General features: G+C 41.3%; 30 protein-coding genes. 20 read left to right on the top strand and 10 right to left on the bottom strand.

Going from position 1 to position 26,887, the window contains the following annotated elements:
* The first annotated feature begins 257 nt into the window (after positions 1–257).
* The 4 genes from NSQ50_RS16595 to NSQ50_RS16580 all read left to right on the top strand — a co-directional run bounded on the left by NSQ50_RS16595 (position 258) and on the right by NSQ50_RS16580 (position 3,929).
* The gene (locus NSQ50_RS16595) at positions 258–1,070 is read left to right on the top strand and encodes a hypothetical protein (protein WP_038571491.1); all 813 of its coding nucleotides are present in this window, start codon (positions 258–260) and stop codon (positions 1,068–1,070) included.
* A 537-nt stretch (positions 1,071–1,607) separates the two neighbouring features.
* Complete coding sequence (locus NSQ50_RS16590) at positions 1,608–2,570, top strand: helix-turn-helix transcriptional regulator (RefSeq protein WP_038571488.1); 963 nt, start codon at positions 1,608–1,610, stop codon at positions 2,568–2,570.
* A 109-nt stretch (positions 2,571–2,679) separates the two neighbouring features.
* Positions 2,680–3,306 carry a type 1 glutamine amidotransferase family protein gene (locus tag NSQ50_RS16585; RefSeq protein WP_036687597.1) on the top strand — a complete coding sequence of 209 codons (627 nt, stop codon included), beginning with the start codon at positions 2,680–2,682 and terminating at the stop codon, positions 3,304–3,306.
* Between the two features lie 317 nt (positions 3,307–3,623).
* Positions 3,624–3,929, top strand: coding sequence for a DUF3889 domain-containing protein (locus NSQ50_RS16580; RefSeq protein WP_038571483.1), 306 nt, complete (start codon positions 3,624–3,626; stop codon positions 3,927–3,929).
* Between the two features lie 555 nt (positions 3,930–4,484).
* On the opposite strand, the gene NSQ50_RS16575 is transcribed toward NSQ50_RS16580, so the two are convergent.
* Positions 4,485–5,420: a Gfo/Idh/MocA family protein gene (locus tag NSQ50_RS16575; protein WP_076223816.1), complete on the bottom strand. Its 936-nt coding sequence runs from the start codon at positions 5,418–5,420 to the stop codon at positions 4,485–4,487.
* Positions 5,421–5,531: 111 nt separating this feature from the next.
* Here NSQ50_RS16575 and NSQ50_RS16570 point away from each other — a divergent pair, with 111 nt between their 5' ends.
* Positions 5,532–6,488, top strand: a complete 957-nt coding sequence (locus tag NSQ50_RS16570; RefSeq protein ID WP_076142206.1) for a helix-turn-helix transcriptional regulator — start codon at positions 5,532–5,534, stop codon at positions 6,486–6,488.
* Between the two features lie 163 nt (positions 6,489–6,651).
* Here NSQ50_RS16570 and NSQ50_RS16565 read toward each other — a convergent pair whose 3' ends face one another.
* Positions 6,652–7,896: an MDR family MFS transporter gene (locus tag NSQ50_RS16565; RefSeq protein WP_076223814.1), complete on the bottom strand. Its 1,245-nt coding sequence runs from the start codon at positions 7,894–7,896 to the stop codon at positions 6,652–6,654.
* A 143-nt stretch (positions 7,897–8,039) separates the two neighbouring features.
* On the opposite strand from NSQ50_RS16565, the gene NSQ50_RS16560 reads away from it, so the two are divergent.
* The 3 genes from NSQ50_RS16560 to NSQ50_RS16550 all read left to right on the top strand — a co-directional run bounded on the left by NSQ50_RS16560 (position 8,040) and on the right by NSQ50_RS16550 (position 11,428).
* A complete protein-coding gene (locus NSQ50_RS16560; protein ID WP_036687588.1) occupies positions 8,040–9,812 on the top strand; it encodes an ABC transporter substrate-binding protein in 1,773 nt (590 codons plus the stop codon).
* A gap of 244 nt (positions 9,813–10,056) precedes the next feature.
* Positions 10,057–10,980: a ketopantoate reductase family protein gene (locus tag NSQ50_RS16555; protein ID WP_076143428.1), complete on the top strand. Its 924-nt coding sequence runs from the start codon at positions 10,057–10,059 to the stop codon at positions 10,978–10,980.
* Between the two features lie 34 nt (positions 10,981–11,014).
* On the top strand, positions 11,015–11,428 hold the full coding sequence (locus NSQ50_RS16550) for a VOC family protein (protein WP_076223812.1): 414 nt from the start codon (positions 11,015–11,017) through the stop codon (positions 11,426–11,428).
* Between the two features lie 127 nt (positions 11,429–11,555).
* Here the strand turns inward: NSQ50_RS16550 and NSQ50_RS16545 are convergent, their stop codons facing one another.
* A complete protein-coding gene (locus NSQ50_RS16545; protein WP_076143430.1) occupies positions 11,556–12,116 on the bottom strand; it encodes a TetR/AcrR family transcriptional regulator in 561 nt (186 codons plus the stop codon).
* 153 nt (positions 12,117–12,269) lie between these two features.
* Here NSQ50_RS16545 and NSQ50_RS16540 point away from each other — a divergent pair, with 153 nt between their 5' ends.
* Entirely contained in the window at positions 12,270–12,950 is a 681-nt protein-coding gene (locus tag NSQ50_RS16540) for an SDR family NAD(P)-dependent oxidoreductase (protein ID WP_076143432.1), read from the top strand.
* Between the two features lie 110 nt (positions 12,951–13,060).
* Here the strand turns inward: NSQ50_RS16540 and NSQ50_RS16535 are convergent, their stop codons facing one another.
* Positions 13,061–13,453 carry a hypothetical protein gene (locus tag NSQ50_RS16535; protein ID WP_076223810.1) on the bottom strand — a complete coding sequence of 131 codons (393 nt, stop codon included), beginning with the start codon at positions 13,451–13,453 and terminating at the stop codon, positions 13,061–13,063.
* A gap of 153 nt (positions 13,454–13,606) precedes the next feature.
* Here NSQ50_RS16535 and NSQ50_RS16530 point away from each other — a divergent pair, with 153 nt between their 5' ends.
* Both NSQ50_RS16530 and NSQ50_RS16525 read left to right on the top strand, forming a co-directional pair.
* A complete protein-coding gene (locus NSQ50_RS16530; RefSeq protein ID WP_306068388.1) occupies positions 13,607–14,116 on the top strand; it encodes a hypothetical protein in 510 nt (169 codons plus the stop codon).
* A gap of 3 nt (positions 14,117–14,119) precedes the next feature.
* Complete coding sequence (locus NSQ50_RS16525; RefSeq protein WP_306068387.1) at positions 14,120–14,512, top strand: GNAT family N-acetyltransferase; 393 nt, start codon at positions 14,120–14,122, stop codon at positions 14,510–14,512.
* A 119-nt stretch (positions 14,513–14,631) separates the two neighbouring features.
* Here the strand turns inward: NSQ50_RS16525 and NSQ50_RS16520 are convergent, their stop codons facing one another.
* Entirely contained in the window at positions 14,632–14,799 is a 168-nt protein-coding gene (locus tag NSQ50_RS16520; protein WP_169744777.1) for a hypothetical protein, read from the bottom strand.
* Positions 14,800–15,019: 220 nt separating this feature from the next.
* Positions 15,020–15,478, bottom strand: a complete 459-nt coding sequence (locus tag NSQ50_RS16515) for an Hsp20/alpha crystallin family protein (RefSeq protein ID WP_076133714.1) — start codon at positions 15,476–15,478, stop codon at positions 15,020–15,022.
* Positions 15,479–15,592: 114 nt separating this feature from the next.
* Between NSQ50_RS16515 and NSQ50_RS16510 the strand changes: the two genes are divergently transcribed.
* From NSQ50_RS16510 to NSQ50_RS16490, 5 genes are read left to right on the top strand one after another with little or no spacing between them, the layout of a single operon-like run.
* The gene (locus NSQ50_RS16510; RefSeq protein WP_036687577.1) at positions 15,593–15,817 is read left to right on the top strand and encodes a spore germination protein; all 225 of its coding nucleotides are present in this window, start codon (positions 15,593–15,595) and stop codon (positions 15,815–15,817) included.
* 13 nt (positions 15,818–15,830) lie between these two features.
* Complete coding sequence (locus tag NSQ50_RS16505) at positions 15,831–16,058, top strand: spore germination protein GerPB (RefSeq protein WP_076099080.1); 228 nt, start codon at positions 15,831–15,833, stop codon at positions 16,056–16,058.
* Positions 16,059–16,100: 42 nt separating this feature from the next.
* Positions 16,101–16,715 carry a spore germination protein GerPC gene (gerPC, locus tag NSQ50_RS16500; RefSeq protein WP_076099081.1) on the top strand — a complete coding sequence of 205 codons (615 nt, stop codon included), beginning with the start codon at positions 16,101–16,103 and terminating at the stop codon, positions 16,713–16,715.
* Complete coding sequence (locus tag NSQ50_RS16495; RefSeq protein ID WP_111504304.1) at positions 16,693–16,869, top strand: spore gernimation protein GerPD; 177 nt, start codon at positions 16,693–16,695, stop codon at positions 16,867–16,869. The genes gerPC and NSQ50_RS16495 overlap by 23 nt, the downstream gene beginning before the upstream one ends.
* A gap of 3 nt (positions 16,870–16,872) precedes the next feature.
* Positions 16,873–17,256: a hypothetical protein gene (locus tag NSQ50_RS16490; protein WP_076223808.1), complete on the top strand. Its 384-nt coding sequence runs from the start codon at positions 16,873–16,875 to the stop codon at positions 17,254–17,256.
* Between the two features lie 6 nt (positions 17,257–17,262).
* Here NSQ50_RS16490 and NSQ50_RS16485 read toward each other — a convergent pair whose 3' ends face one another.
* From NSQ50_RS16485 to NSQ50_RS16475, 3 genes are all read right to left on the bottom strand, one after another.
* Complete coding sequence (locus NSQ50_RS16485; RefSeq protein WP_076223806.1) at positions 17,263–18,576, bottom strand: outer membrane protein assembly factor BamB family protein; 1,314 nt, start codon at positions 18,574–18,576, stop codon at positions 17,263–17,265.
* Positions 18,577–18,765: 189 nt separating this feature from the next.
* Entirely contained in the window at positions 18,766–19,722 is a 957-nt protein-coding gene (locus tag NSQ50_RS16480; RefSeq protein WP_076223804.1) for an alpha/beta hydrolase, read from the bottom strand.
* A gap of 105 nt (positions 19,723–19,827) precedes the next feature.
* Positions 19,828–21,150, bottom strand: coding sequence for an APC family permease (locus NSQ50_RS16475; protein WP_076223802.1), 1,323 nt, complete (start codon positions 21,148–21,150; stop codon positions 19,828–19,830).
* A gap of 128 nt (positions 21,151–21,278) precedes the next feature.
* On the opposite strand from NSQ50_RS16475, the gene NSQ50_RS16470 reads away from it, so the two are divergent.
* The 3 genes from NSQ50_RS16470 to NSQ50_RS16460 all read left to right on the top strand — a co-directional run bounded on the left by NSQ50_RS16470 (position 21,279) and on the right by NSQ50_RS16460 (position 24,197).
* Positions 21,279–22,181, top strand: coding sequence for a LysR family transcriptional regulator (locus NSQ50_RS16470; protein ID WP_076099085.1), 903 nt, complete (start codon positions 21,279–21,281; stop codon positions 22,179–22,181).
* 28 nt (positions 22,182–22,209) lie between these two features.
* Positions 22,210–23,115, top strand: a complete 906-nt coding sequence (locus tag NSQ50_RS16465) for a tyrosine-type recombinase/integrase (RefSeq protein ID WP_038571448.1) — start codon at positions 22,210–22,212, stop codon at positions 23,113–23,115.
* Positions 23,116–23,225: 110 nt separating this feature from the next.
* The gene (locus tag NSQ50_RS16460; protein ID WP_256717051.1) at positions 23,226–24,197 is read left to right on the top strand and encodes a glycoside hydrolase family 113; all 972 of its coding nucleotides are present in this window, start codon (positions 23,226–23,228) and stop codon (positions 24,195–24,197) included.
* Between the two features lie 191 nt (positions 24,198–24,388).
* Here the strand turns inward: NSQ50_RS16460 and NSQ50_RS16455 are convergent, their stop codons facing one another.
* Positions 24,389–25,312 (bottom strand): L-lactate dehydrogenase, encoded by a 924-nt coding sequence (locus NSQ50_RS16455; RefSeq protein WP_036687562.1) that lies wholly within the window; start codon positions 25,310–25,312, stop codon positions 24,389–24,391.
* Positions 25,313–25,484: 172 nt separating this feature from the next.
* Here NSQ50_RS16455 and NSQ50_RS16450 point away from each other — a divergent pair, with 172 nt between their 5' ends.
* Positions 25,485–26,867 (top strand): amino acid permease, encoded by a 1,383-nt coding sequence (locus NSQ50_RS16450; protein WP_036687561.1) that lies wholly within the window; start codon positions 25,485–25,487, stop codon positions 26,865–26,867.
* The last annotated feature ends 20 nt before the right edge of the window (positions 26,868–26,887 follow it).

Raw genomic sequence — 26,887 nt, 5'->3', positions numbered from 1 at the left:
TGTATCATAAATAGGGGCAAGTTTAACCCTTGAAACCAGTGAGCTAGGATCAATTTCGTTTCGAGTTAATGTGAATAATAGCCATTATTTTTAAATATGCGACAAAAATTGCATTTGAAGAAATATTATTGTATGATTTGGTGTGTTAAAAATTGGAAAATTTAATCGTCATTGTGTGGACAGTACGGATACTACTTCAGCAGTTAATTATGGCGTAACCAAAGTTTCTTATACTTATTAACTAAGGAGAAGCAGCCTTGCGTAAGAAGAAATATGTTAGCATAGCCTCAATTACATTGATTGTGATTATGGTCGTTCTATTCTTCAGTATGAAAAATGTTCTTTTCGACGGCTCTTCTAACAAATCAGAGGAACAGGCCGCCACAACAACCAGTGAGATGATTAACGAGACAGAGAAACCAGCTGCCACAATAACGAATAAGGGAACCAATGAAAAGAAGAGTGTAACCGCGATGGAGGCACTGCGCCTTGGGTACTCAGAGGCGAATAAGCTGACGGAAGAAGAGCCATTACTTATTAACATAACAAGCACGGATGACACTTCTGTTTCCCAGGAACGAACCGATGGTTCGGATGGAACAAGAGATGCTTGGAATCTCGAATTTGGCAGCAAGAAAGGGAATGTTTTTATTTATATCAAGATCGATAATGGAATGGCCATTAAGACTGATGTGAAAAAGCACGATAAGAATTTACTTGTAAAAGGACAGTACGCGATATCTGATATTCAAATCGATTCTTCCGATGCAGTTAAACAAGCTGTTGAGAGACTGGGGATGAAACCAGGAAATCCTGCTATAGCAGATGACTGGATCAAGGGGTATCATTTTACTATCAGCGGGTATAATACTGATCCTAACTCCTCCAAAACACGTCTGCTGCTAAGAGTTATGGGTATCTCGCCGAATTCTCCTAATCGTGAGAATGACAGTTTGAGAATGAGCGCTTTCTTTGAAGTCAAAACAGGTGAATTGATGAGCGCTACCGAGATGACAGGCTTCGACAAGGATGGGAATACCATGTGGAAGAATATTGAGCTTAAATACTGATGACGGCATAAATAAATGAAGAAGGAAGATATTTTCGTAAAAATACAACATATTACCAAATAAAGAGTTATTATTGATGGAACTTACCGTGCGTTACTGCTCATGAGCAGACGCATGGTAAGTTTGTTTTTATGTAAAGGCGTTATTAACTGTCTACTTGGTAAAGTCTATACGCATCACTCAAGTTTATTGAACTGGAAATATCCATTCTTCCAGGTGATGTATATGCTGAGTATATTCTTTAGTCCCCTGAACGGCGGTTAGGTCAATTGGAACCTAGCGGATCAAAGAAAGAGCATCCTGCAAAGGATGACCCAAAAACTTACCGTTACAAACAGCGCGGTGAACTGTATCACAAGTTGTGGTAAAGTAGATTGTTGGGTTGAGCTAAGAGCAGCAATGTTAAAAATTGCAGATTGTTGTTTATAGATTGCTAAGTGAGGATTGAAAGGCTGGAAGATCGATGAATAAAGGGATGCAGGCGATTCGCAAAGCTAATAATTTTGAGCGATCCTAATAAAAGATGAGGTATATGTGATGCCAAAAAACGATAATATGCTGGCAATCCTATGGATGCTGAATTCGGGTGTTAAAATGACCGCAAAACAAATATCCGAAAAGTTAGAAATAAATATAAGGACAGTCTATCGGTATATTGATGCGCTAAGTGCCAGTGGAGTGCCTATAATATCCGACACTGGTCATAATGGCGGGTATAGCTTACTGAATAATTTTATCAGAGCACCTCTGCTATTTGATATTGAAGAAAAAAAAGCACTTCTTCATGCTGCTGTTTTTGCAAAAGAAGCCGGATACCCTTTGAGTGAGGCATTAGGTAATGCGACATCCAAATTGAAAATGTATTCGAATGAGGAACAGGAAAGTGTTCTCAGCCGTCATTTAGCCGGATTTGAAGTTATAAACCGTAGGGAAGACCCTTCTATTCAGCCAGTATTAGCGGAATTGGAGCAAGCTGTAGCAAACGAATTCTCTGTAGAAATTGATTATCACACACGCCGTGATGATCAACCCAAGACTAGGGTGATAGATCCCTATGGAATGGTTTACTGGAACAATAAATGGTATATTGTTGCATTTTGCCATCTGAGAAATGAGATCCGCAGCTTTCGGGTAGAACGGATTTTACAAATCAAGCGTACTCAAAACATATTTAAACGTTCCGAAGCTTTTTTGGCTCGAGAATTTTTTTTGCGAAATCTATTACCTGATTTAGTCGGCAAGGACGGGTTGATTGCTTTAATTATCGAAGGTAGATCAGAGGCGTTGGATGACTTATGCCTGCATTGGTTTTTGGGGCATCATCTGAAAGAGCGTACATCAAATCAAGCAATCTTTTTACTTGAGGAAAAATCAATTCATACCTATGTTCCTAATTTTCTCTTATCCTACGGGAAATCCATTCAAGTAATCGAACCACAGAGTTTGAAGGAAAAACTTGTTGGTGTTGTGTCGGAGTTAATGGAATATTATCAACTTTAATAACTTCACTGACAGCGGATGTCAGTGAAGTCATTTTATAATGACGATAATCATTGATTACCGATGGTTGGTATCACTAGATGAATTGTAAAATAAGGAGAACTTGCAAATGAATAATACGGTATATCTTTATGTGTTTGACACAATGGCAGACTGGGAAATAGGCTACGTAACTGCCGAACTGAAATCGGGAAGATATTATAAAAAGGGGCTGGTCCCGTCAAAAATAGTTACCGTGGGAATTGATAAGACTCCAGTAACTACAATGGGCGGATTGAAAATACTGCCTGACATCAAATTGGATGAGTGCAGCATTGAAAGATCAGATCTATTGATTTTACCTGGTGGAAATACATGGACAGAAACTATTCACCACCCCCTCTTGAAAATCGCTGAAAGGTGTTTAAGGGAAGGTATATGGGTTGCAGCGATTTGTGGTGCTACAATGGGACTTGCCCAGACAGGATTGCTGAATTCACGTGGGCATACAAGCAATGATCTGGAATACCTTAAAATGATCTGTCCCACTTATACAGGAGAAAAGTATTACAAAATGGAGTCTGCTGTAACGGATGGAAAACTGATCACAGCATCTGGAATAGCTCCATTGGAATTTTCTGCACACATCTTGAAAGCTTTGGATGTGTTTTCTCCAAAAACATTAGACGCCTGGTATAACCTTAATAAGACTAATGATTCTAAATATTACTATGAGTTGATGAATTCAATACAATGAAGGTATCAGCATTTAAGGAAAAGTGAAAGTGTGTTGTATATATGGATATGGACAAGATGCCACATGAGTAACAATGCGACTTAAAATATTCCTTCCATAGGAATCCTAATGGAGTACGATAGTTAAGCATAAAGGGTTCCACATATTAGTCATGTATAATATGTGGAACCCTTTATTATATCTGACTTTCCTAAATCTAGATCTTGATTAATTGAAAAAATAAAGTTGTAGACTGCACGCTGGCATTAAGTTGTTTAAGAATACATTTGGATAAAGTGGGAGATATTACTGAAAACTTCTCCAGATGGGCGGTTATTATGAAAAAAATACTGATATCATTTTTGGTGATACTTATTTTTTCCACTGTTACAGTAGAGGCTGCGCCTGAATACGCAAAATGGGGCAAAATTGCAGTAGAGGAAACACAAAAACGATACAATGCAGTCATAATTGATTATAAGCACATTGGTCGTACTGAACTAACACCTAAAAAGTCTGAAGAGAAATTCAAACTATGGATTAGAAGCAAAGCAGGTAATGAGTTTGGGGTTTTTGTATCAATCCAATTTGACCCATCAACTGATACAATCCAATCGATTCAGTTTTCTGAAACTAATCGTTAGATTTAATAAATCTCGCTATTTACGCTAATGGGGCACGATAGCACAATGACAACAGGCTGCCGAGATCATAGGCAGCCTGTTCAGCTAACGGGCAGAATAACGTGATGTAGGTGTGTACTTTAAATGAGAAGAGTAATAGAGGTGGATTAAAGATAGGACTTTATTTTCCAGTCCAAGACTGCCGCTGGTTTTATAAGGCGCCATTCTAAAAACCCTATTTGCCTCGGTCATTACCTCCTCAATATCAGCAGGGACCACGATCTTTGAGAATTTCCATCGTATGACTAGTTTAACCTCTAATTGAACTATCTTAATCCCAGGATGAAATCCCTCCAAAATGCTGTGAAATAACAGCATTTTATAAACTAGAACTAAGGACAGCTTACCAAAAAGGACTAAAATTACTACTTTGTTCTATAATTTCAACATATGAAAAATTCACAATAGAAAAATCAAAACCTATTCCTCACCCTAGCTACAATCCACTAATTCCATAAGTTCTACACCCCCACAAACAAAACCATGAAAAAGGATACCTAACACCAACCTCTATGTTTACACAAGCTTTTTTTCTATTTTTATTGCTAGTTCCATAGCTTGTAGGGCATGGTCTAACTCGATTATGGATGAAGTACCATCCTCTAAGCATTGGAGAGCATGCGTAATACTCTTTTCAAAAGGATTAGCTTGTTCTATCAATAGTTGCTGTTTACCTGCAGAGGTATATTCAATTAATGATCCTTCAACCTTTCCGTTCATGTCGTCACTTTCTTGATAGACAAGCTTTCCTTGTTCAAAATAAGCTTCATACCCTACGGAAAAAGGATAACCAGCTGGCATTTGTGAGGATACAACGATCTCTGCGGAGACATTCGTTTTCTGAAAATGGGTACGTACTAAAGCTTGTTCATTTCGTCCACCATCGGTTCCCCACACAGAGTATTCTTCTAAAGATCCAAGCAGCCAGGTTACAAAATCAAGTTCGTGAATCATCAGATTTGTGGAGATAGAATGAAGTCCGAGATCCCCCCAGAGAGGAGACGTTTCTCTTTTTAAGGTGAAGGCTAAAAGCTTTCCATATTTCTCATTAGAAGTGGTTTCGTATAAATATTTGTACGCAGGATCAAATTTAATAAATTGGTTCACGAGAATTCGTCTGCCATACAATTGTTCTGCTTCCTTCATCGCAAGGGCATCTTCAATGGTAAAGCATACGGGAGTTTCACAGAATACATGTTTTCCATGCTTAAGCGCCTCAACGGCAAACTGTCTATGTAAAGTTACGGGCAGACAGATATCGATCACATCAATTGTGGTATCAAGCATGATATCCTCTATATTTGTGGTAATCTCAACGCCTAACGCTTGTTTTAAATTTTGCAGCTTAGCTTCATTTCTACCATAAACAATAACTTTGTCTACACGCTCATTTTTCGTCAATAATTCTGCATGATAAGCTCCGAACCCTGTTCCTAAAACGGCAATTTTCATATGTTTCAGCTCCCTTTATGTAATGAACTAATCATAACCTCTTATTGTTGACAACATCATGGCAAGAATTTTGAAGTATACTTGATAAAAAAGAAAAGCTCGGAGGTTCCCATGCGCTTGCATCGTTTGATTGCTATTTTATTATTAGTGGAGTCGAGAGGGAAAATGAAGGCCAATGAACTAGCTCAAGCCTTGGAGACTTCTGTACGTTCAATCTATAGAGATATTGATGTACTAGCTGAAGCTGGAATTCCTTTGTTGTCTATGTCGGGGCCGAATGGTGGTATCTCCTTAATGGAGGGATATACAGTTAACCTGAAGCAGTTACATGGTGAAGATGTAATCAATCTATATTTAACAGGTATGGGCATCTATTCTGGAGGACATTCTGAATCTGGTCTTAAGCTGAAGACGACGCTGTTGAAATTAGAAAAAACATTGCCCGCATCCTATCAACCTGACATTCAGAAAGCGCAAAAGCGCTTTTATTTCGATGACACACCTTGGTGGACAGAACGAATAGAAATCCCCTGTCTGGAATCTATCCGGACAGCCGTTTGGCGATCTCAGAAACTACAGGTTAAGTACCAAAAGGTTAACGGAGAAGTATCGTGCAGGAAATTACAGCCCTATGGTCTTGTGGTGAAAAAAGAGGAATGGTATCTTATAGCCTACTGTGAAGAAGCTAATCAAATCCGAACGTTTAAATGTGAGCGAATTGTCTCTACGCAGCTTGTGGAAGAAGAGTACTCTATACCTATGGATTTTTCATTAGAAGAGCACTGGAAGCAGCAGGGACAGGTTTTTAAGCAAGCGTGTAAAGAAGAAGAGGTCTATCCTGTTGTGATCAGAGCTGATAAGAGAACAATGTCTTCTTTATCTCAGCTAGAGATCATGGAAATGAGAGAAGAAGGGGATGCATTCATTTTAAAGGTGAATATGTTTGGTTATGAAAGTGCATGTGCTAATGTCTGGTGCATAATAGGTCATTCCGAAATCATGGAGCCCTTAGAGCTAAGGCAATATGTAAAAGGCCAGCTGAGTTTTCTTCAGGGAATATATGATTAACCGTTTTTTCTATGTAAAAGAGACCGTAGCTATTGCATATTCTGCAAAGATACGGTCCCTCTTTTCTGATTAAAAGAATTAATTCATATAATTGGTTAACATAATAATGATTATGTTAACCGAGATGAGGATGATCCAATAAACAACGTATTGAATTGGAAAATCATCCTTTTATTGCTCTATTTTTAATACCAAGTGTTAATTTCTCTCTGGCAACAAGTCTTTTGTGCGCTACGAGAAGAAAAGGAAGACCAAAAGCTGTTGTTAAAGCCAACGGCACAAAGATCGCAAGGCCATTCTGAGCGCCATAATGGTCTAACAACACCCCACCGAAGATAGGTGCCATAACACTCCCTAAATTATTAAAGCCAATCGTACCAAAGTACGTCCCTTTCATTTCAGGTTTGGCAATCCGATCGATTAACATGTCCATCATCGTAAAGAGTAAGACTTCCCCTATAGTGAACAGAACTACACTGATCATTAGTAGAGCCACACCACCAGCAAGCCCCACTAAGAGAAGACTAAGTGCAACGCAGATATTCCCAAGTATTAAAGGGACAATCGGTGGAAATTTACTTGCCGTACGTACAATGGGATACTGCACTACTAACACGGTTATAGCATTCAGTGAAAGCATATAGGAGAACAATTGCCCCCCATTGGTGAAATGCGTGTTCATCGCTAAATATTGAGCCATTGTTGAGCCGAAGTGACCGTATCCTAACACACAAAAGATTGTACCCAGCAATACTGGCAGGAACACACGGTCTTTTCCTGTGATCGTCAAAGCTTCGAGTAAACGTGGTGCTTGAGCTTGTGTACGGGCGGGCATGCTTGAACGATGTGCCTTAAATTGCATTAATAATACAATTCCGTATGCAACATATACGATTCCGGCGATTAGAAAAGGAAAAGTTGATTCCGCAGAGCCGAGCTGTAGCCCAATGATCGGACCAAATACTACACCAAGATTAATTGCTGCATATCTAAGATTAAAGACAAGCAGCTTGCTCTCGGGTGGCGTAATATCGGACAAAAGTGCCCGTGAAGTAGGCTCGAATACTGATCGACATAAGCCATTTAGGGTGTTTACCAAGAAAAATACCCATAGATGCTGAGCCTCTGAGAAACCGAAGAAGACGGCTGCCCAGCCAAATACCGAGATTAACATCACGATTTTGCGGCCAACAATATCAGAAATATAACCGCCATAGAAACTAGCCAATACGCCTGCCAGCGAGCTAACCGCGACCGTAATCCCTGTTTGTGTCGGGGAAGCTCCGAGAACTTGGGTCAGATAAATGGATAAGAATGGGATGCTCATCGAGGTCACCAGACGTCCGAACATAGTGCCGATGATAATTGTCCAGGCTAGAGGGTGAATGTGCCTTAGATGCTGTTTCATAATGATTACGATCTCCTAGTCTTATTGCTCTAATATTGTTGCTGCATATTCATTGTTGATTTATGTATAATTATAATGATAAAAGGGGGAAGGAAAAGTGTAAGAAATACATTGACCGTTTCACCTTTAAAGGAGTGAACCATTTGGACCAGATAAGTAATCATTTTTTATGTTTAGCAGCAAGCGTTACTAGTTCGTTCAAAGTGAATGAACCTGTTCCTGTGACGATAGATTTATTGGCTTCGATCCTAATTTGCACTCCACGCAATGTTAAATTCGTTCTGCGGAAACTGGAAGAGCAGGAATATATTCTATGGCAGCCGGGGAGAGGCAGGGGGCATATCTCTCAACTTACTTTTTTAAAAAGTATTGATGAGGTGTTCGAGGATAGCTTTCAGGAGTTAGTCAGTAAAGGCAAGATAAAAGAAGCTATCGAATTGATGAGCAGCGATCAGGTGACCGGACCCTTAAAGGAACGATTGTTAACGATGTTAAATAAACAGATGGGTTTTCGTAGTGAAGCAGAGTCAACCTCAGGGCTGGACGTCCTGCGGATTACCCGTAACCGGCATAAGGAAGTACTGGACCCTGCTTATGTATACACCGCTTTTGAATCCTATTTGCTGGGTCAGATCTATAGCACACTAGTTACTTATGACGCAACGACCGATGCCTTTCTTCCTGGTTTGGCCCATATGTGGGAAGCTAATGAGGAGCATACAAGTTATATTTTTTACCTCCGCAAGGGGGTACGCTTTCATCACGGAAGAATTATGACCTCGAGAGATGTAAAAGAGACGCTACAACGGCTTATTGACTTGAATAGCCCTGCGGTGAACCTTTATAAGGATATCGAACGAGTAGAGGTTGAAGGAGATCATCGAATCCGGTTTGATCTGTCTCGTCCAAATCTCTTTTTTCTGCATCTGTTTAGTTGCATTCACATGTCCATACTCCCATACGATATAGACATCACTAGTGAAGTGATCGGTACAGGTCCTTACCGTTTAATGGATCTGAATGAGGATGTATTGGTGCTCGCAGCTTTTGATTTTTATTTCGGAATTCGGCCGCTCCTGGATCGTGTTGAGATTTGGTATTTGCCAAAAGAGGCTTCTAATGAACGCCAATACCAGCTGCCAGATCCTGAACATGGAGAACTTTTACCTGATATCATCAGCAATCACAGTATAGATTACCCGGCCTTAGGCTGCAGATATATTCTGTTTAATTTTCATAGAGAGGGAATTCATCAGCAGCTATGGTTTCGTCAAGTGATCCGTATCCTTTACAGTCGAACGGCTTTAATAAAAGAGTTGGGTGGCAATCGTATCACTCCAGCAGATAGCTTTTTGCCATGGGAGAGCAGTAAGAGAGAGCTTCTAGATCCAACTTTGGAACATGCACAAGCGCTTTTAGTGGAAAATGGGTATCAGGGAGAAGTCATTACTTTAGCAACTAAGGATAAAAAAGAAGAACGAGAAGAAGCGTTATGGCTCAAAACACGCGCTGCCTCCGTAGGTTTGCAAATTGAGTTATATTTTTTTAATGAATTTAAGGCAGATCATATACAGACAACAGCCGAGATCCAACTTGCTGAAGAGGTGCTGGAAGATGATTGGCAATGGGGAATGATTAACTACTTTAATAATAAATCTAATTATTTATTTTCTTTGCTTAGAGAGGATCAGATTTCATTGTTTTCGAAGGTATTAGGTCCTTTCACAGAATCTCCAAAGGATGAACGGGTGAAGCTGCTGAATCAAGCGGAGGGGATTTTACGAGACAATTATTGGGTGCTGCATGGCTGTCATATGAATAAAAAAGCTCAGCTAAATCAAAGCCTGTTTGGTCTGCACACCGGTTCCTTCGGGTTTTTGGACATCTCCAAGTTATGGATTAAAACTAGGCTTTAAGGTTTTCTTTTGTTATACTTTCCAGGGAGGCTGTATCGATAGAATCGAATGGTGCTCTAGTTGGATCAGATTTATGAATTGTAGCCATGGAGGTGAACTCGTTGGATTTTGCTCAGATCCGTATGGACCGAGACAAAAGAACGGTCGATACTTGACTCTTTTTTTGCCATTCGGACCTGTTTAGCGGATAAGCTAAGCGGTCTTTTTATTTGTTTAAAATAAGGTGAAAAAAGGGGAGACTTACATGCGTTTTCTATTCGTGGGTGCAGGAGCTATTGGTGGTTATTTTGGAGGGCGTCTAGTTCAAAAAGGGGAAGATGTAACTTTTCTAGTCCGTTCTACTAAACAAAAGCAGTTAGAAGATGAGGGTCTGGCAATAAAAAGTGTGCATGGTGACTTTCAGACTCCCGTTCGGACGATTACATACGGGGAGAAGGCAGAGCCTTTTGACTGTATTATTATTGCAGTGAAGGCCTATCATTTGCCTCAGGTGATGATGGATCTAACCCCTTTCGTCGGTGAACATACAATGATTCTCCCGCTCCTCAATGGGTATAAACATTTTGGTATTTTGCAGCAGCATTTTGGAGCAGAAAAGGTACTGGGTGGTCTTTGTTATATCGAAACAACGTTAGATTCGAATGGAGCTATCATACAAAGTAGTTCTTTCCATAGTATTGTGTTTGGTGAATGGGCGGGTGGGGAGTCAGAACGGATGCAGATACTTCTCAGCCATTTGGATAAAGCAGGATTCACTGTGATATTAAGTTCTGATATTCAACGCGAAGTGTGGCAGAAATATATATTCGTAGCTAGTTTAAGCGGGATTACAACTTTAATGGATAGCTCGGTTGGACCTATTTTAGCCTCACCTACAGCTCGTGCTATTTATGAGCAGCTTCTGAATGAGATCGTGAGCATAGCGCAAAGTGCAGGTATGCCTGTTGGACCAGATATGGTGTCGGTCACGATGCAAAAGATGAATTCGGTCCTGCCCGAATTCACCTCCTCTATGCATAGGGATATGCTTAAACATCTGCCAGTGGAAGCTGAGCATCTGCATGGTGCACTTTTGGCGATGGCTGTACCTGGTCAAGTTGCGTATCCCATTCTCGAAACCGCATATGCCCGTTTGAAAGTTTACGAAAGCGTTAATGATATGAGATGATCTGTATAAAATGACTGTAAGGAGCTGGACGATTATGAAGGAACTGAATCAAAAGATAATGACTTTTCTAATGTTCGAAGGGAAGGCTGAAGAAGCTATGAATTTCTATACTTCTTTATTTGATCACTCCGAAATCATCAGTATTAAGCGTTATGGAGCGGACGAAGCAGGACCTGAAGGGAGTGTCATGCAGGCTACTTTTTCATTACATGGACAAGTTTTTATGTGTATAGATAGCTATGTGAAGCATGGATTCACCTTTACTCCAGCGGTATCCTTATATGTGAATTGTGAAAGTGAAGCTGAAATTGACCGCGTTTATGAAGCATTATCCCAGGGTGGACAGGTGCTCATGCCACTAGGTGAATATCCATTCAGTTCGAAATTTGGCTGGGTGGCGGATCAATTTGGCGTGTCTTGGCAATTAAATTTTCTGGGGAATGTGTAAACGATTGATGTGTTGCACAGACAGATAATACGCTGTATCACAAGGGGCCGAGGTCGTTTATAAAATGACGAACTCGGCCTCTTAGTGTCAGGCAGCGGAAAGGTCTGAGGACTCTTCTGATTTTAATTCACGATTGCAGCCCGCTTATGACTAATGATGAAATTCTCTCGGCGACTTCTTGTTGATTTATAGTATTATTCCCTGTTACCCATTGATAGACACCTTCATGGATCATTTGTGCGATGATCGGTACATAAAAGCTTTTCTCGTTATCTGGGTAGATATCTCCTAAAGCGTTAGATAAGTGAACCTTCAGTTCATTTATAATCTTCTCTTTCAATTGAGGGAAAACCATCTCTATATAACTGCTGCGGCATTGTATGTTCGGTTGCTGATAGAAATCGAATACCGATAATACGAGTTGAATGATGCCTTCTTGATCGAATTTAATTTCTCCTTCAGTATGTTTTACAATAGCAGCGGATGCCGAATCACCCATAATATAATCCAATAATTCATATTTATCATTAAAGTGTGCGTAGAACGTGGCTCGATTAACTTTAGCTCCCTTTGTTATATCGACGATTGTTATTTTCTCAAAATCCTTCAGGGAAACTAACCGTAAAAAGGAGTCAATTAAAGACTGTTTAGTCTGTGTCAGCCGAATATTGTTTACTTTAGTAGCCATTACTTCACTCCTACCCAACAATTTAGCAATCTTGTTGCTATAGCAACATTTGCAGGTTGATTGTTGATTGATACATTAAATTAGTAGCTGTATATTAGCAATTAAAGCAACAGCTGTTACTTTAATATATCATAGAAAAGGAGTTCATCAAAAATGAGAAATATTGTTATCGTTGGTGCAGGGCCCGGATTAGGATTGTCTCTAGCTAAAAAATTCGGAGTTAATGGATTTAGGGTGGCTGTCATTTCACGCAATCCCGAGAAATTATCAATGATCATTAGTGAACTTAAGAAACTTAATATTGAAGCACAATCTTTTGTAGCAGATGTGACAGATTTAGCAGCGCTAAAACAAGTCTTTCAAGCGATAATAAAAGAGTTTGGTTCAATCGATGTACTAGAGTTCAGTCCGTATGCAGGGTGGGATAAATTCACTCATGTGCTGGAAACTACACCTCAAAGTGTGTTGGAACAAATAAACAGTTACTTGCTGCCCGCCGTTCTTTCAGTTAATGAAGTATTACCCGATATGATCCATAGAGGATCAGGAGCCATTCTTTTTACCACTGGTATTTCTGCTATGTTCCCGTTGCCTTTTGTAGGAAATGGCGGCATTGTTATGTCTGGTATACGAAATTATGCTACTGCTTTACACAATCAGTTAATAGATAAAGGAGTATTTGTCGGCCATCTTTCCATAGGGACAATGATACAAGCTGGAACAGCTGGTGATCCTGATGTTATTGCAGAGACTTGGTATAGCTTATATGAAAAGCAAGATAACTTTGAGGAAGTATTCCCTCTAGGATTCGACCCGACCCTTTTTCCAAATTAAAAAACTAAATCTTATTGGATAAGCAAGTCGCCTTAATGGCGGCTTTTTATCTATTAGAAGACTTATCTCTCATCAGAGTGAAGCAGGATTGAAGGGTCAGATGAAAGGATTTAATTACATTGCTGAACAACGGTTGTGCTTTCATTAGTAATCGTGACTTTGGAATGACCTGATAAATATTCGGTATAACCGCACACGGTTTGTTCTTTAGACTGTCCGTTAGAGTTGGTGTATCGAAGATATATAGCACCTTCACCATTTAGACTCAATTTTGGTTTGAATTTTTTCTTTTGTCCTGCTTTTATTGGACTTGTATACGATTTCTTTGAATCCGCACGAATTAATCCTACTTCGATAGAGCTAATATCAACATCAGATTGATTATCTACGATGACTGAGAATCTTTTAAACGGACTCAGAAGATTTGATATCGTCCCTACGCCAAGAACAACTCCACAAGCAATCAGAAATATCGTAATCCCTATAAAAAATCGTTTTCTCATCTTTTAGTCCCCCTATATAAGTAAGACAGGGTTTACTTAAAAAATGTTACATCAAGGAGAAGTTATTTATAACAATTCATTACCAAATGTAGCGTGGACATGCATGTTATTATAAATATATTCCATATTAATGATTTGAAAAGGGGTTTTGCATTGACTACTATTCGTCATTTTGAACAAGGTGACATGCCATTACTTGGGGAACTTTATAACTCGGTATCTACAAAGGGGAATGTTGTTTTTTGGTGGGTTGGTAATGAGGAAAATTGGGAAAATGTATATTGCGCTTTCGAGGACGGTAAAATGGTGGCCAAAGGCCAAGTGAGCATCATCAATATTGTGCCGCCCGGCCGTTCCAAGGATAGCAGACATTCGATCTACCTGAACTTAAAAACAATACCAGAACGTGAAAGTGATTTTGATTTATTAGAAAAAGTGTATCAGTCACTCTTATTAAGAGCCCTTGAATTAAAAGAAACTTTATCAAAGGATTACAAAACCACTCTATGTGTAGGGAACGATTCGGCAGAGGTCTTGAATACTCAATTTTTCGAAAAAGTGAAGGGCTTCTCTCATTATAATAGCTTATTTAAGATGAAACATAATTTAAAAGATGGTTTGTCCGAACCCACTCTGGCTGAGGCGTTTGAATTCGCAACCTGAGATATGGAGACGCCTGAAGATGACGAGCATTATTTGGAATTAGAAGCTGAGATTTGGCCGGAAACTCCGCTAGGGAAAGAACGGTTAGCTGAATTCAAACAAAATCCGCTCTGGACATCACTTGTTGTTCGAGAAGGGGAGAAGGTTGCGGGTAGCTTAATGGTCTGGCAGGAAGAGAAGGGCGGCTACATCGAAAATGTATTTGTTCTTGAACCATGGAGAAGATCCGGAATTGCTAAGTACATGCTTTTTCAAGCATTGAGCTATTTTAGAACCCACGGACTGGAAGAGGCATGTCTGATGGTGCTTACGGAAAATGATTCTGCATTACGGCTATATGAGTCTGTCGGTTTCATTCTAACAAATGAGGAAAGAAGATATCGGATTGAGCTATAAAAGTTATTGGAGTGAAGGATTACCAAGCAAGTGCGATAGCTTTTTTGTCGAGCCTAGGTTCGAGGTTAAGGTCGCACTTTATTTGGTAACCCTTTCTGTGAATCAACTGCTAAATGCTTTCATGCCTTTTGCTTTCCATCACATTTCTTACATACGTTAAGTTTTTCACCTGAAATGCCTTTCCCGAAGTACAACAGCTTAATACGTGTGCTGCCACAGATCGGACATGTTCCTCTAGCCCGGGATGGAATGCGCCAAAGTGCTTTGCCGCGTTTGTTTTTAGACATGATTTGACCCCACCTTTACTCTGGATACTCCATCTTATGACCAAGAGGAACTTAAAGTTCGAAGAGCGAAAAGAATAGAAAATCGGATGAAAAAGGGCCAAAAAACACCTTTAAAAAACAGCGTATAACTTAAATTATACGCTGTTTTGATTTTAAGGCGTTTTTTTAGGGGGAATGGGGCACTTGGACGAGTAAAACAGGTGGATTTTAAAGGAATATTTTATAAATAACGGATGTCGATATCTTTGAATCTTCCCGCTGACATTTTAGGCATTCTGAATTGCAGGGAACCTTGCTTATAAGTGCCTCTGCTCTGATCTGGAATGACGGGAACTGGCAGCTGAATAATCTCGCTATGATCTTTTCCTAAACCTGTTAATTTAATTTGTGTGCGATTGATTTGTGCCCATATACTTTCGGGGTGGATTCCGCTTGGAATACGAATTTTGGTAATCAGGTGATTATGAGTGTCGATATGCTCAAAACTTAAACTTGAGGTTTCGTTCATAAATGAAGAGGAGGTCGCTGCAGTTGCTTCACGGATGACTTTTTCGACATACCCGTCAATTTGGTTAGGATCCAACTTCCACTGCTCTTCAAGAGCTTTCAAGGATAACTTTTTCTTAAAAAAAGGATCTTCATTCATCCAATCTAAAGGGTTCGTCTTATTGGGACTCATAGCTTTGCGCCTCCTACGGATTTTATCCATTGTATGGGCGTTTGACTTATTCAGTGACATCTGGGCGAATATCTACATAGAATAGCTTATCATTCCGAAAGGAGGAGTGGTTTGGTGGTTTCAATCATCGGCAATATTAAAATCAATAGCGTAGGCCCCAGCTCCACAGTCTTAGTAGGAAATACGGCATCCGTTATCCTGAGCAGCAACTCTAAAATTTATGCCGGTGCCAACTCCTTCTCCATAGGTGACTCCATAGGTACGAATATAACGAATAATGCGGCCAGCAGTACAAATACGATGGATTCAGATGTGGTGGATCAAGTATCACCTCCTTAAGGGTGGGGTTTAAATGAACATTACGGTATATCAATGCATATCGATCTATAATCTAAAAATCGGCACTATCTCTAATTCCTCGGTTCTTCAGATTGGTACTTCGGGACGAATCAATACTTTGTCTCATAATTATGAGACCTCTGGAGCTCCATCATCGCCTCCAACGACTCCAGCGGAAAAAATGGATTCACCCCTTGTGTCCTTACCGCCAGCGGCAGAACTATATGCACAACTGAATTAGGCTCTTTGTCCCCGCATACAATAAACCATAGGAGGGGGTTGTATGCATCCGTATTATGCTCAACAGGTTTTTAATACACTAAGATTGCAAGCGGAGAAGATTCAACAGCTAGAGAAGCAGCTTCGAGATTTGCAAGGCGATGTAGACAGCATAAAGAACAATAAATCTGCAAGTATAGGACCTATTAATTATCATTTTGAACAATTAAAAATCGAAAAGCTGGAAGGCACTTTAAATATAGGCATTACACCGAATGAGGGGAACAATCTGGATGAAGCGATGATCAACGGTAAACCTATTGGAGAGCAGGAGGTAGGTACAACTGCCTTATCGGATCAGATTCGCCCACAGATTCTGAAGTATGTGCAAGAAGAGGTTCCCTCGCAATTTTCACGTTTAGAAAAAGAGAAGAATTTAAGCATTGATGAGCAATATATCCAAATGGTGACTCAGGATCTGCTGAATCAGATGGATGGACGGATTAACGAGTATGTAAGCCAACTCCCTGCCACAGAAGAAGGGCGTGGATACACTGATGAGGAATGCGCTTCTATTGTAGAGCAAATGAAACGAGATATCGTTATGGCAGTAGAGCGGCATTTGGAAATAAATATAACCGGAAGGCGGGAGACGAATGAAGATAACGGTGATCAATAGAGATATTAGTGTCAATGCAGTGAAAGTCGTTTCGATCTCGGGTTCATCAGTATTTTTAGTAGGGGATACTCAATCCATTCATTGCTCCTCGGCGTTTGACAGCGTAATAGAATATACTCAGAGCGCGCCAGATCAAGTCAAAAAAGGCAGTTAACCTATGCACACCTCACGCATACAAGATGTTTATATCAATAATCTGTCCGACAGTTCTATTTTTATTTGTGGATCTGTAGACCGGGTTCAATCTAAATTCCTGGGAAGCAAGGAGAATTATCTTTTTAACATAAGGGAGATTAATAATCACCCGAAAGATACTACACTCATAGACATCCCTATCCCTGTATGGACAAAGCAAGGGAATGAAGCGGATGAATTTGTGATATTAAAGGATTCCGCAGAATCAACGATTAATATACAATATATCAAAATTCTGTCGATTGGGTCTGGCACGACCTTCCAGATTGGAAACAGCGGGTCAGTTCATCTGGAGAGTCGAACCAGTGAGTTTAAACGTGAAGTGGCTGAAAAAGATGAAGAGTAACAACAACTATTTTAATTCTTTTGGCAGGGAAATCGCGAATATATCATGCTCCGTCTGGATGTAGAGAATACCATTCGCACTAAATAGTGTGCCGTATTGTTGTGCTCCGGTCTTTACTTTGCCAAGCGCTTTTCCTGTTTCTGCATTTATGATATAGAAGTAGCCATTCTCATAGCCAGCGTAAATCCCCTTACCGATCAATTGAACACTAAGCGCGGGACTGTCCGGTCCGTTGAAGCTTATAATGCGATTGTCGTTCATTTGAACGGCAGTGATCTGTGCATCCTTTTGGAAAAAAGCCATGTTATTTACTGGACCAGACACCCAATTTCCGTACTCCTCATAACTTTTGGGTTCACTCGCTGTTTCTTGACCTAAAGTAAAGCGGTATAGTGGATGACCACCCCATTGATCTAAACCTCCATCGACTGTATATAGATACGAGCCTTGAAGTGATGTGAAATAATTACCGAGTCTACTGACATCTTCGAGCGGTTTATAGTTCTTTTTGGTCTTCGCTTTTCCAGTTTTAACATCAACATGTACCAAGGTCAACTGATAGCCTTTAAGAGGCTCGTTAGAGGTATCATTTGCAGCATTGGCTTGTTCGCGGAGTATTAATTCACCATTCCGGTAAGCAACAAAGCTATAGAACCCCTGAATTCTCCATAACCTCTGTCCTGTAGCCGGATCGAGACCGAAAAACTGCGTACGCCTATTATCAACAGTACTGGATACAACCAATACCCCGTTATAAAGGCCGTCGATACTTCCTACATACATAGGGATGTCTTTATTCTCCCAGATCTTTTTACCAGTAACCGGATGATAAGCTGCAATTCCACCATGCTCGTTCCGGAAGTATAATACTCCGTTAACTAACTCCGCGAAAGCACCGATCTCGATCGGATCTTTGGCAGCCTTAACCTTCCAAAGCAATTTCCCCGTTTGAGCATTAACTTTTACAAGATAACCCTCATAAGTGATAAAGAAAACCGAGTTATTCGTAATAATCTCAGGATTTGTTCCGTTTTTGTAGGACCATTTAACTTTGCCTGTAATGAGATTGGCGGCCTTTAGTGTCCCACCTGATGAATAATAGAATAATCCATTTGCAATAGGAGCCTGTTGGCTATAAATTCCTTGACCATCTGCCTTGTCGTGCCATAAGGGTTTAATTGTGGTAATAGAGTCGACGGTTGTTGAAGAGGAGGCAGGAGTTGTTACTGCTGCTTGAGCACTAGACAAATATATACCAGCTCCAGATACGAGCAAGGAGGAAGATATAACGGTCTTTAGGATAAACGGTACATATTTCACGATTTTTGCTCCTTATACATCATTTATAATATATTGACGCAGAGAATGGATATTTGTTTCTCAATTGTAAAAATACACTTGTTAACATAATAAATATTTTGTTAACAATAAAAGGCGAATCAGTTTCGCACAAGAATTCTTGTGGGAACCAATTCGCCTAGTAAAGGAATATGTCAACAGTTGATTTGTTTAGAAACCTTCACGAAGCCATGTTGTCGCTAACTTGATGGCACCTTTTTTAGCATGAGTCTCGGCTAAAGGATTCAGCATGACAAAATCATGAATGATGCCTTGGAAGCGGACAGCCGTAACATTCACGCCAGCTTCCCGCAATTTGGCGGCATAAGCTTCACCTTCATCCCGTAGCACATCTGCTTCACCAGTAATAACCAGTGCATCTGGTAAATCCCGTAGCTGTTCTAGGCTAGCCCGAAGAGGGGAAGCAGTGATTTGATTACGTTCCTCAGGGTCAGTAGTATATTGATCCCAGAACCATTTCATGCCGTCCCGCTGCAAGAAATAGCCTTCGGCGAACTCATGATAGGATTCAGTATCAAACGAGGCATCCGTTACTGGATAGAATAGTAGCTGTTTTGCTATCTTCGGCCCACTCCGTTCTTTAGCCATTAGAGTAATAGCAGCGGCCATATTCCCGCCAACACTGTCTCCGGCTATAGAAAGCTTGCTAGTATCTAATCCGTGCTCGCTTCCTTTTTCAGCTGTCCACTGGAGTACTGCATAGATTTCTTCAATCGCTGTAGGATATTTAGCTTCTGGGGAGAGGCTGTAATTTGGGAAAACAATAGCGGCCTCCGCTCCGACAGCTAGTTCACGAATCAGGCGATCATGGGTATGGGCATTCCCAAACACCCAGCCTGCTCCATGAATGTACAGGATAACAGGCAGCGATGCTGATGAGGAGCTAGGGGGGCGAACAATTCGTATGGAAACATCACCGTTAGGTCCACCAGGCACCATTAGATCTTCAAAATCAACTTCAGGTTTATATATCTCACTGGATTGTACGCTATCTACCGTTTCACGGCCTTTTTCTGGCCCAAGGTCAGGTAGAAAGGGAGGTTTCGCATTATCATCGGCAAATTTTTGAGCCGCTGGCTCAAGAATGATCTTAGTTTTGTTTGGCATGATTTATCGTCTCCTTTGACTGGTCATAGTCTAGTATACCCTCTTCATTCCATAACCATCTATGCAGCTGCTGAAACGAATGCCCGTTTAGGACTAGTTAGAGCCTTACAACACCTTTTGTTGTTCCTCATGCGTTTTAGGACCAATCTCTTCACTGACACGTATCCTCTGTTTACGCTTATTACGGATAATCCAAACGAACACCAAAGTGATGAGTAGCGGATAGCCTATCGCCCAGCCCGTAAAAGGAAACACAGCAGCTGTTGCTAAAAAAGAAATCCAGCTTATCGTCACACCTAAGCGACTTCCTTTGAGCAGGCGTATTCCTGCAGCACAACCTCCGATATAAGTCAGGATAAAAGTAGCATTCGGAAACTGGATCAGAGTGGTGATGGAGATGGACCCGCTGCCATACAGTGTCATCACCAATACAAAACAGAGCAGAAGAAAAGCTATTCCACCGATAGGGGTATGATACTGTTTGGACATTTTACCCATCCATTTCGGCGCAGAGCCTTGGCGGGATAAAGCATAAGCCACACGTGAGGCAGCTCCTGCATAGGCAATAATTGTGGCTGTACAGATGAACAGACCGGTAAGTCCGGCAATAAATCCTCCCCAGCGCCCAAGAGGCTGACTAATAATCCAGACGAGTGAAGTGCTTGATCCACCTTTGAGGTAGCTTTGTGTACCAACAGTTGCTAGTGCGGAGAGAAAATATAGAATCCCTACTATAATAGCGGCGATGGTTACTCCTTTAACGGCGGCACGCTGTGGGTCCTTGAACTCCTCAGATAGGTGTGAGACAGCCTCCCAGCCAATAAAACACCAGAATAAGATTGCAGCAGCCTGGCCAATGCTCATCCATCCATGTGGAACAAAGGGAGTGAAGTGTTCGACTTCCATACGGGGTAGTGCAGTAGCAAAGGAGAAGACCAGCACAGCAACAATCGCTATAACTACCGCTATTTGTACCTTTCCAGCCACCTGCATACCAATCCAGTTCGTAATCAGGCCAATGACCAACATAATAGCGGCAATAGTAATTCTTGCAGATTCTTCCCAACCCATAGCGGCGGTCATATAACCAGCTCCAGTCAGTGCAGCAACAGGTGCGCCAATCGGAACGGACATCAGAAAAAACCATCCCACCAGTGAGCCAGCTTTTGGACCAAAAGCAAGCGTTACAAAATGGGACACGCCTCCAGCGTTAGGGAATTTAGCAGAGAGCAGACCCATTGATAAGGCCATCGGCAAAATCAGCAACGACATAAATCCCCACGCCAGTAATGAAGCGGGACCCGCCATTTCTGCAGCTAAACCAGGAACAATTAAGACCCCAGAACCCAACACAGCCCCGATGTAAAGGGCAATAGCCTGAGGCATGCCAATGTTTTTTTGTAAAGTGTTTGAACCGGATTCCTTCATGTTTTTTTATCCTGCTTTCCTTGTCTTTTGTTCTAGAGTAGCAGATAATAGATCCATTGGAAAAACAGAATTTTTGAATAGTATCCATTCGATATTCCGATGGTTCATTTTCATTTAGGGGGAAATTCATGGAGTCACGTCATCTTTTTACCTTTTTAGTGGTAGTGGAAACGGGCAGTTTTACTAGAGCAGCACAGAAGCTTGATTATGCACAGTCCAGTATTACTGCACAAATCCAAGCACTAGAGTCTGAAATTGGCCAGCCATTATTTGATCGGATCAGTAAAAAGATTATCCTAACCGACGCAGGCCGTCGTTTGCTTCCGTTCGCACAGGAAATATCCAGAATGCACAATTTAGCACAGGACGCGTTACGCTCGGATAGTGAACTAACGGGTTCTTTGCGGATTGGGGCTCCTGAATCTCTGGCTGCTTTTCGCTTACCAGGCATTATTAAGGAGTTTCGTGCTAAATATCCGCAGGTGCAAATTATTCTGAAGCCTGGAGCTTGCTGGGAACTATCAGATTTTGTCCGTTCGGGTGAACTGGATTTAGCGTTCTTATTGCAACCTGAGACGGAAGATAAAGATTTAAATATAGAAACATTAGTACATGAGCCGATGACGCTGATCGCAGCGCCAGATCATCCCTTATTAAACCTTGCTGAGGTAGAACCCCTTCATTTAAAAGGAGTGACCATACTTCATACCGAAACTGGCTGTTCCTACCGGACTTTATTTGAACGGCATTTGAACAGTTACGGTGTATTTCCTGACCCCACGTTAGAGTTTTGGAGTATCGAGGCGATAAAGCAATGTGTGATGGCTGATCTTGGCATTGCCTTTCTTCCATTAATTACTGTAAAAAATGAACTGGCTGAAGGCAAACTTGCCAGATTAAATTGGAATGATGAATCACAGCGTGTGGCGACGCAGATCGCCTATCATCATAAAAAATGGAAATCGCCCGTGCTTACGGAGTTCTTACTTGCAATAAAAAAACATGCTGAGCAATGGAGAAGTCTAATATAGATCAACATTAACAAGGAGGCTCTAAGGCATGAATGAGTGGTGTGAAGACTACGAAGAAGGGCTGGAGGCCTTTCTCATCTGGATGAAGGATGCCGGGTACACTCCCTATACGCAAAAATCCTATTTAGTAGATGTGAAACAGTTTTTAGACAGTCTGAATGGTAAAAAGCTTGAGACAGTGAAGAAGCTGCATGTCATTTCCTTTTTGACCTCTGTCCGCGAACGTGGAGTGAGTGATGCCACTCGTAACCGGAAGCATGCTGCGATTAACTGTTTTTTCAAGTCATTGATCGAGCTGGAACTACTACAGAACAACCCGGCAGCCGGAATTAAGAAATCCAAAACTGAGATCAATCGTGAGCCGGTTTACTTAGATGAAAGTGATCTGGGGCGGTTTTTATCTTCTATAGATGGTAAATACAAAAAGCGTAATTTAGCAGTTTTTTTGTTGATGTCCTATATGGGGCTTCGGGTGGGGGAAGTCCACACGCTGAATTTGAGTGATTATAATGTAGAAAGACATTCCCTCCGTGTGTTTGGGAAGGGGCGTAAATGGCGTAATGTGCCGGTTCCCGAGGATGTAGTGCCTTTTCTCGACTCCGCGTTAGCAGAAAGGTTAGACCCTTGGCGCAGTAAAGAGGAAGCGATGTTCATTTCACAAAAAGGACGCAGGTTGTCTATCCGAGGCATTCAGCAAATCGCAGCAGATACCTTCGATCGTTTCCAAAGGGATGTGCCAGCAGCACAGCGACGCCCGTATTCAAGCCATAAGCTCCGACATTCTTTTGCAACCATGCTGCTGAGAAAAGGGGCAGATCTGCGTACCGTACAGGAACTGCTAGGTCACTCCTCGATCCAGACTACAACCGTATACACACATATCACGAGTCGTGAGAAGGAAGAGGCCATGTCTAAATTACAAATCCAGCTGTGATTGAAAAGAAAGCAACCTCCTTAGAAAATCGATAACAAAAAATAACTTGTTATTATAACGGTATTGATTTATTCTAACAGTTATTAAGAGTTTTATAGGAGGTCCTAATCGTGAAGAATGTTTTTCTAAAAGGGATGACTTATGGCTGGGGATCAAAACGAGGTGAATACCGTACAGAATATGCAGAAGATTCGATGAGAAAGCTGGCAGAGACAGGTAGTGAATGGATTGCCTTATCTTTTTGGACATGGCAAGACACTGTGCATTCAACAGAAATTCATTATGATTACGGTTACACGGTGACTGATCGTGATCTCGCACATGCGGTACAACTGGCAAAACAGCTTGGTCTTAAAGTTTGTCTTAAACCGGTAGTGAATTCGAGGGATGGCATTTGGAGAGCTAGGATTGGATTTCCGGAAGAGGGAGATGTTTATTGGGCAGCATGGTTCCGTTCTTATACTAATTTCATTAAACACTACGCAGAGTTGGCGGAAGAACTTGAATGTGAGATGTTCTGTATCGGCTGCGAAATGGTCGGCACAGAGTCTAGAACTGCGGAATGGAGACAATTGATTCAAGAGGTCACCAATCTTTATACAGGGCCGATCATTTATAATGCCAATCATGGCAAAGAAGAAGGAATCGAGTGGCTGGATGAGGTGGATTTTATCGGAACCAGCGCTTATTATCCGGTAGCTTCAGTGCCGGGAGATTCTTATGAGAATATGCTGGCTGGTTGGGAGCGGCAGAAACCGCGGCTTAAGTCACTCTCTGAGCGATTTGGCAAGCCTCTCGTATTCATCGAGATTGGCTGCCGAAGTGCTCATGGGTGTGCCACCATGCCATGGGACTTTACATACACAGACTTACCATATTCAGAAGATGAACAGGCCAACTTCTATCGCTCAGCGCTGGAAGCATTCTGGAATGAACCTTGGTTTGCCGGTTACTTCTGGTGGGATTGGAGCACGAAATTGTATGACTTAGAAGAGGCTTCCATTGACCGTGGTTTTGATATTTATGGCAAAAAAGCCGAACAAGTTCTCAAAGAATATTATAAGCAAACTATCACTAAATAAATTGATAAAAAAGATCCGGAATTTCAGGTGAGCCTGGCCTGCTAAAGGATCTTTTTGTCATTGGCAGGCTAAGTTAATTCGTGTTATATTAAAAACCGTCCTTTTCATAGTGGAGGCAACGCTCCACATATAAAAAGGACGGTTTCTTGTGTCTTTTGTAGTCAAAAAGGGCTGTTTCCAGCCAGATTCGCTTACAATTCTAGCTTAGCTATTTCTGCTTTTAGCTTCTCAGCGGATTTCTGGAATAAAGCCTGTTCGGTTTCATTGAGTGGGAGGTCCAGTACCTGTCGAACACCCGAGCGATCTACTACGCAAGGTGCACCGAGATAGACATCCGAAACCCCGTTATAGTTATTTAATAAAGTAGAAACATTCAACACGGCGCCTTCATTATGAAGAATGGAGACTACAATTCGGTCCAGTGCAAGCGCTATTGCATAAGAGGTTGAGCCTTTGGCATCAATTATTTCATAGGCTGCATTCTTGGTATCTTGGAAGATTTCTTCGCGTTCTGCTTCGTCAAAACCAAGATCAATCCCAGCTACATTCGCAAGACTCCAAACCGGAAGCTCTGAATCTCCATGTTCACCGATGATCTGTCCGTGAATACTGCGAGGATCGATTTCTTTGTGAAGACCGATCAAATAGCGAAAACGAGCACTATCAAGTACCGTACCAGAACCAATTACACGTCTGCGGTCAAACCCGCTTATTTTCAAAGTCGCGTAAGACAGAATATCTACAGGGTTAGTCGCAATAAGTAGAATGGCATGTTGGTTATACTTTGTAATTTTTTCAATGATATCTTTAAAAATCGAAATATTTTTACGAAGCAGATCTATCCGGGTTTCTCCCGGTTTTTGTGATGCACCGGCAGTTACTATAATGATATCTGCTTCACGGCAGTCTTCATAAGTACCAGCCCATAACTTCACACCACCGACAAAAGGCATGCCGTGATTCATATCCAGTGCTTCGCCAAGTGCTTTCTGATGATTAACGTCAATAAGTACGAGTTCGGGCATACGTCTACGTAACAATAATGTATAGGCTGTAGTTGTACCAACTGCTCCAGTACCAATAACTACGACCCGATTGGGTTTTGGGGGGGCCATGTCTCCATCTCCTTAATATTTCAAATTTTTGGTTTCAATCTTGTCCATCATAATCGTTAACGGTAGTGTTTTCAAGCTGATCTTATTTAATGCATTACCCTAATTAAGGCCATACTAAAATGTGATTTTTATTTCATTATCTTAGCAAGACTAGACAGGAGAGAATGTAAGGATGGATTTATTTCGTAAAAAGGCTCTAAACATACCCACAAGTTCTGAGGGGACGCAGTTAAACAAGACGTTGGGTGCCCTGGATCTAACAATGCTTGGGGTAGGAGCCATTATCGGCACAGGTATTTTTGTAATGACAGGAGTTGCCGCAGCAGAACATGCAGGTCCTGGTCTTATAATTTCTTTTTTACTAGCGGCGTTTGCCTGTGTGCTCTCGGCATTATGTTATTCGGAATTTGCTTCGACCATTCCTGTTTCCGGGAGTGCTTATGCTTATAGTTATGTAGCCTTTGGAGAACTATTAGCTTGGATCTTAGGCTGGGATCTCGTCTTGGAATACGGAGTTGCCGCAGCGGCTGTAAGCAGTGGCTGGTCAGGGTATTTTCAGGGGTTATTAGAGGGCTTTGGGATACATCTCCCAACCGCACTATCGGGGGCTTATAATCCGGAAGCGGGTACAATAATAAATCTGCCTGCAGTAATCATCATTTTGTTAATTTCCTATTTACTGACTCGGGGAACGAAAGAAACGGCACGTTTTAACGCCATCATGGTCTTTATCAAAATAGCAGTGGTGCTTCTATTTATCGTAACTGGATTTTTCTATGTGAAGCCAGAGAATTGGACTCCATTTCTCCCCTTTGGATACCATGGCGTGATCAATGGCGCGGCCACAGTGTTTTTTGCCTACATAGGTTTTGATGCGCTAGCAACCGCTGCAGAAGAGGTGAAAAGACCCCAACGCGATTTGCCGATTGGAATTATTTCATCCCTTGCTATCTGCACTGTCTTGTACGTTCTTGTCTCACTCGTATTAACAGGTATTGTTCCATATACTGATCTCAATGTTAGTGATCCTGTATCTTATGCGCTTCGCTTTGTAAATCAGGATATGATTGCCGGTCTGATCTCTGTCGGAGCCATTGCGGGTATGACTACGGTATTGCTCGTGATGTTATTCGGTCAAACCCGGCTGTTATTTGCCATCTCACGTGATGGCCTACTGCCAATAAGTTTATCTAAGATTAATGCTAAAACACAGGTACCTGTACGAAGCACATGGATGGTAGGCATCTTAATAGCCGTGTTAACGGGTTTCATCCCACTGGACCGGTTGGCAAATCTGACAAGCATAGGAACATTGTTTGCCTTTTTTGTAGTGTCTTTAGGGGTAATCGCGCTTAGATATATTCATCCGGATTTAAAAAGAGGGTTCAGAGTTCCATGGGTACCTTTCATTCCGCTGTTAAGTGCGGCAACTTGTGGTATTTTGATGTATAATCTAGGAAGTGAGACATGGATTGGTTTTCTAATTTGGACAGTTGTTGGACTTCTAATCTATGCACTATACGGCTATCGTAATAGTAATTTGAATCATAAATAAGATTCAATCCATCCGAGAGG

The sequence above is a fragment of the Paenibacillus sp. FSL R10-2788 genome (assembly GCF_038003885.1).
Classification (GTDB): Bacteria; Bacillota; Bacilli; order Paenibacillales; family Paenibacillaceae; genus Paenibacillus_AQ; species Paenibacillus_AQ odorifer.
This window is presented reverse-complemented; position numbering and strand designations above follow the sequence as displayed.

Bases quoted from the DNA above. Each gene is read 5' to 3' on its own strand.
- NSQ50_RS16515 (WP_076133714.1), bottom strand. From the start codon at position 15,478: ATGAGTCCCAATAAGACGAACCCTTTAGATTGGATGAATGAAGATCCT.
- NSQ50_RS16535 (WP_076223810.1), bottom strand. From the start codon at position 13,453: ATGAGAAAACGATTTTTTATAGGGATTACGATATTTCTGATTGCTTGT.
- NSQ50_RS16565 (WP_076223814.1), bottom strand. From the start codon at position 7,896: ATGAAACAGCATCTAAGGCACATTCACCCTCTAGCCTGGACAATTATC.
- NSQ50_RS16480 (WP_076223804.1), bottom strand. From the start codon at position 19,722: ATGCCAAACAAAACTAAGATCATTCTTGAGCCAGCGGCTCAAAAATTT.
- NSQ50_RS16455 (WP_036687562.1), bottom strand. From the start codon at position 25,312: ATGGCCCCCCCAAAACCCAATCGGGTCGTAGTTATTGGTACTGGAGCA.
- NSQ50_RS16450 (WP_036687561.1), top strand. From the start codon at position 25,485: ATGGATTTATTTCGTAAAAAGGCTCTAAACATACCCACAAGTTCTGAG.
- NSQ50_RS16580 (WP_038571483.1), top strand. From the start codon at position 3,624: ATGAAAAAAATACTGATATCATTTTTGGTGATACTTATTTTTTCCACT.
- gerPC (WP_076099081.1), top strand. From the start codon at position 16,101: ATGCATCCGTATTATGCTCAACAGGTTTTTAATACACTAAGATTGCAA.
- NSQ50_RS16550 (WP_076223812.1), top strand. From the start codon at position 11,015: ATGAAGGAACTGAATCAAAAGATAATGACTTTTCTAATGTTCGAAGGG.
- NSQ50_RS16490 (WP_076223808.1), top strand. From the start codon at position 16,873: ATGCACACCTCACGCATACAAGATGTTTATATCAATAATCTGTCCGAC.
- NSQ50_RS16505 (WP_076099080.1), top strand. From the start codon at position 15,831: ATGAACATTACGGTATATCAATGCATATCGATCTATAATCTAAAAATC.
- NSQ50_RS16495 (WP_111504304.1), top strand. From the start codon at position 16,693: ATGAAGATAACGGTGATCAATAGAGATATTAGTGTCAATGCAGTGAAA.
- NSQ50_RS16590 (WP_038571488.1), top strand. From the start codon at position 1,608: ATGCCAAAAAACGATAATATGCTGGCAATCCTATGGATGCTGAATTCG.
- NSQ50_RS16520 (WP_169744777.1), bottom strand. From the start codon at position 14,799: ATGTCTAAAAACAAACGCGGCAAAGCACTTTGGCGCATTCCATCCCGG.
- NSQ50_RS16545 (WP_076143430.1), bottom strand. From the start codon at position 12,116: ATGGCTACTAAAGTAAACAATATTCGGCTGACACAGACTAAACAGTCT.
- NSQ50_RS16465 (WP_038571448.1), top strand. From the start codon at position 22,210: ATGAATGAGTGGTGTGAAGACTACGAAGAAGGGCTGGAGGCCTTTCTC.
- NSQ50_RS16540 (WP_076143432.1), top strand. From the start codon at position 12,270: ATGAGAAATATTGTTATCGTTGGTGCAGGGCCCGGATTAGGATTGTCT.
- NSQ50_RS16570 (WP_076142206.1), top strand. From the start codon at position 5,532: ATGCGCTTGCATCGTTTGATTGCTATTTTATTATTAGTGGAGTCGAGA.
- NSQ50_RS16475 (WP_076223802.1), bottom strand. From the start codon at position 21,150: ATGAAGGAATCCGGTTCAAACACTTTACAAAAAAACATTGGCATGCCT.
- NSQ50_RS16525 (WP_306068387.1), top strand. From the start codon at position 14,120: ATGGAGACGCCTGAAGATGACGAGCATTATTTGGAATTAGAAGCTGAG.
- NSQ50_RS16585 (WP_036687597.1), top strand. From the start codon at position 2,680: ATGAATAATACGGTATATCTTTATGTGTTTGACACAATGGCAGACTGG.
- NSQ50_RS16555 (WP_076143428.1), top strand. From the start codon at position 10,057: ATGCGTTTTCTATTCGTGGGTGCAGGAGCTATTGGTGGTTATTTTGGA.
- NSQ50_RS16575 (WP_076223816.1), bottom strand. From the start codon at position 5,420: ATGAAAATTGCCGTTTTAGGAACAGGGTTCGGAGCTTATCATGCAGAA.
- NSQ50_RS16470 (WP_076099085.1), top strand. From the start codon at position 21,279: ATGGAGTCACGTCATCTTTTTACCTTTTTAGTGGTAGTGGAAACGGGC.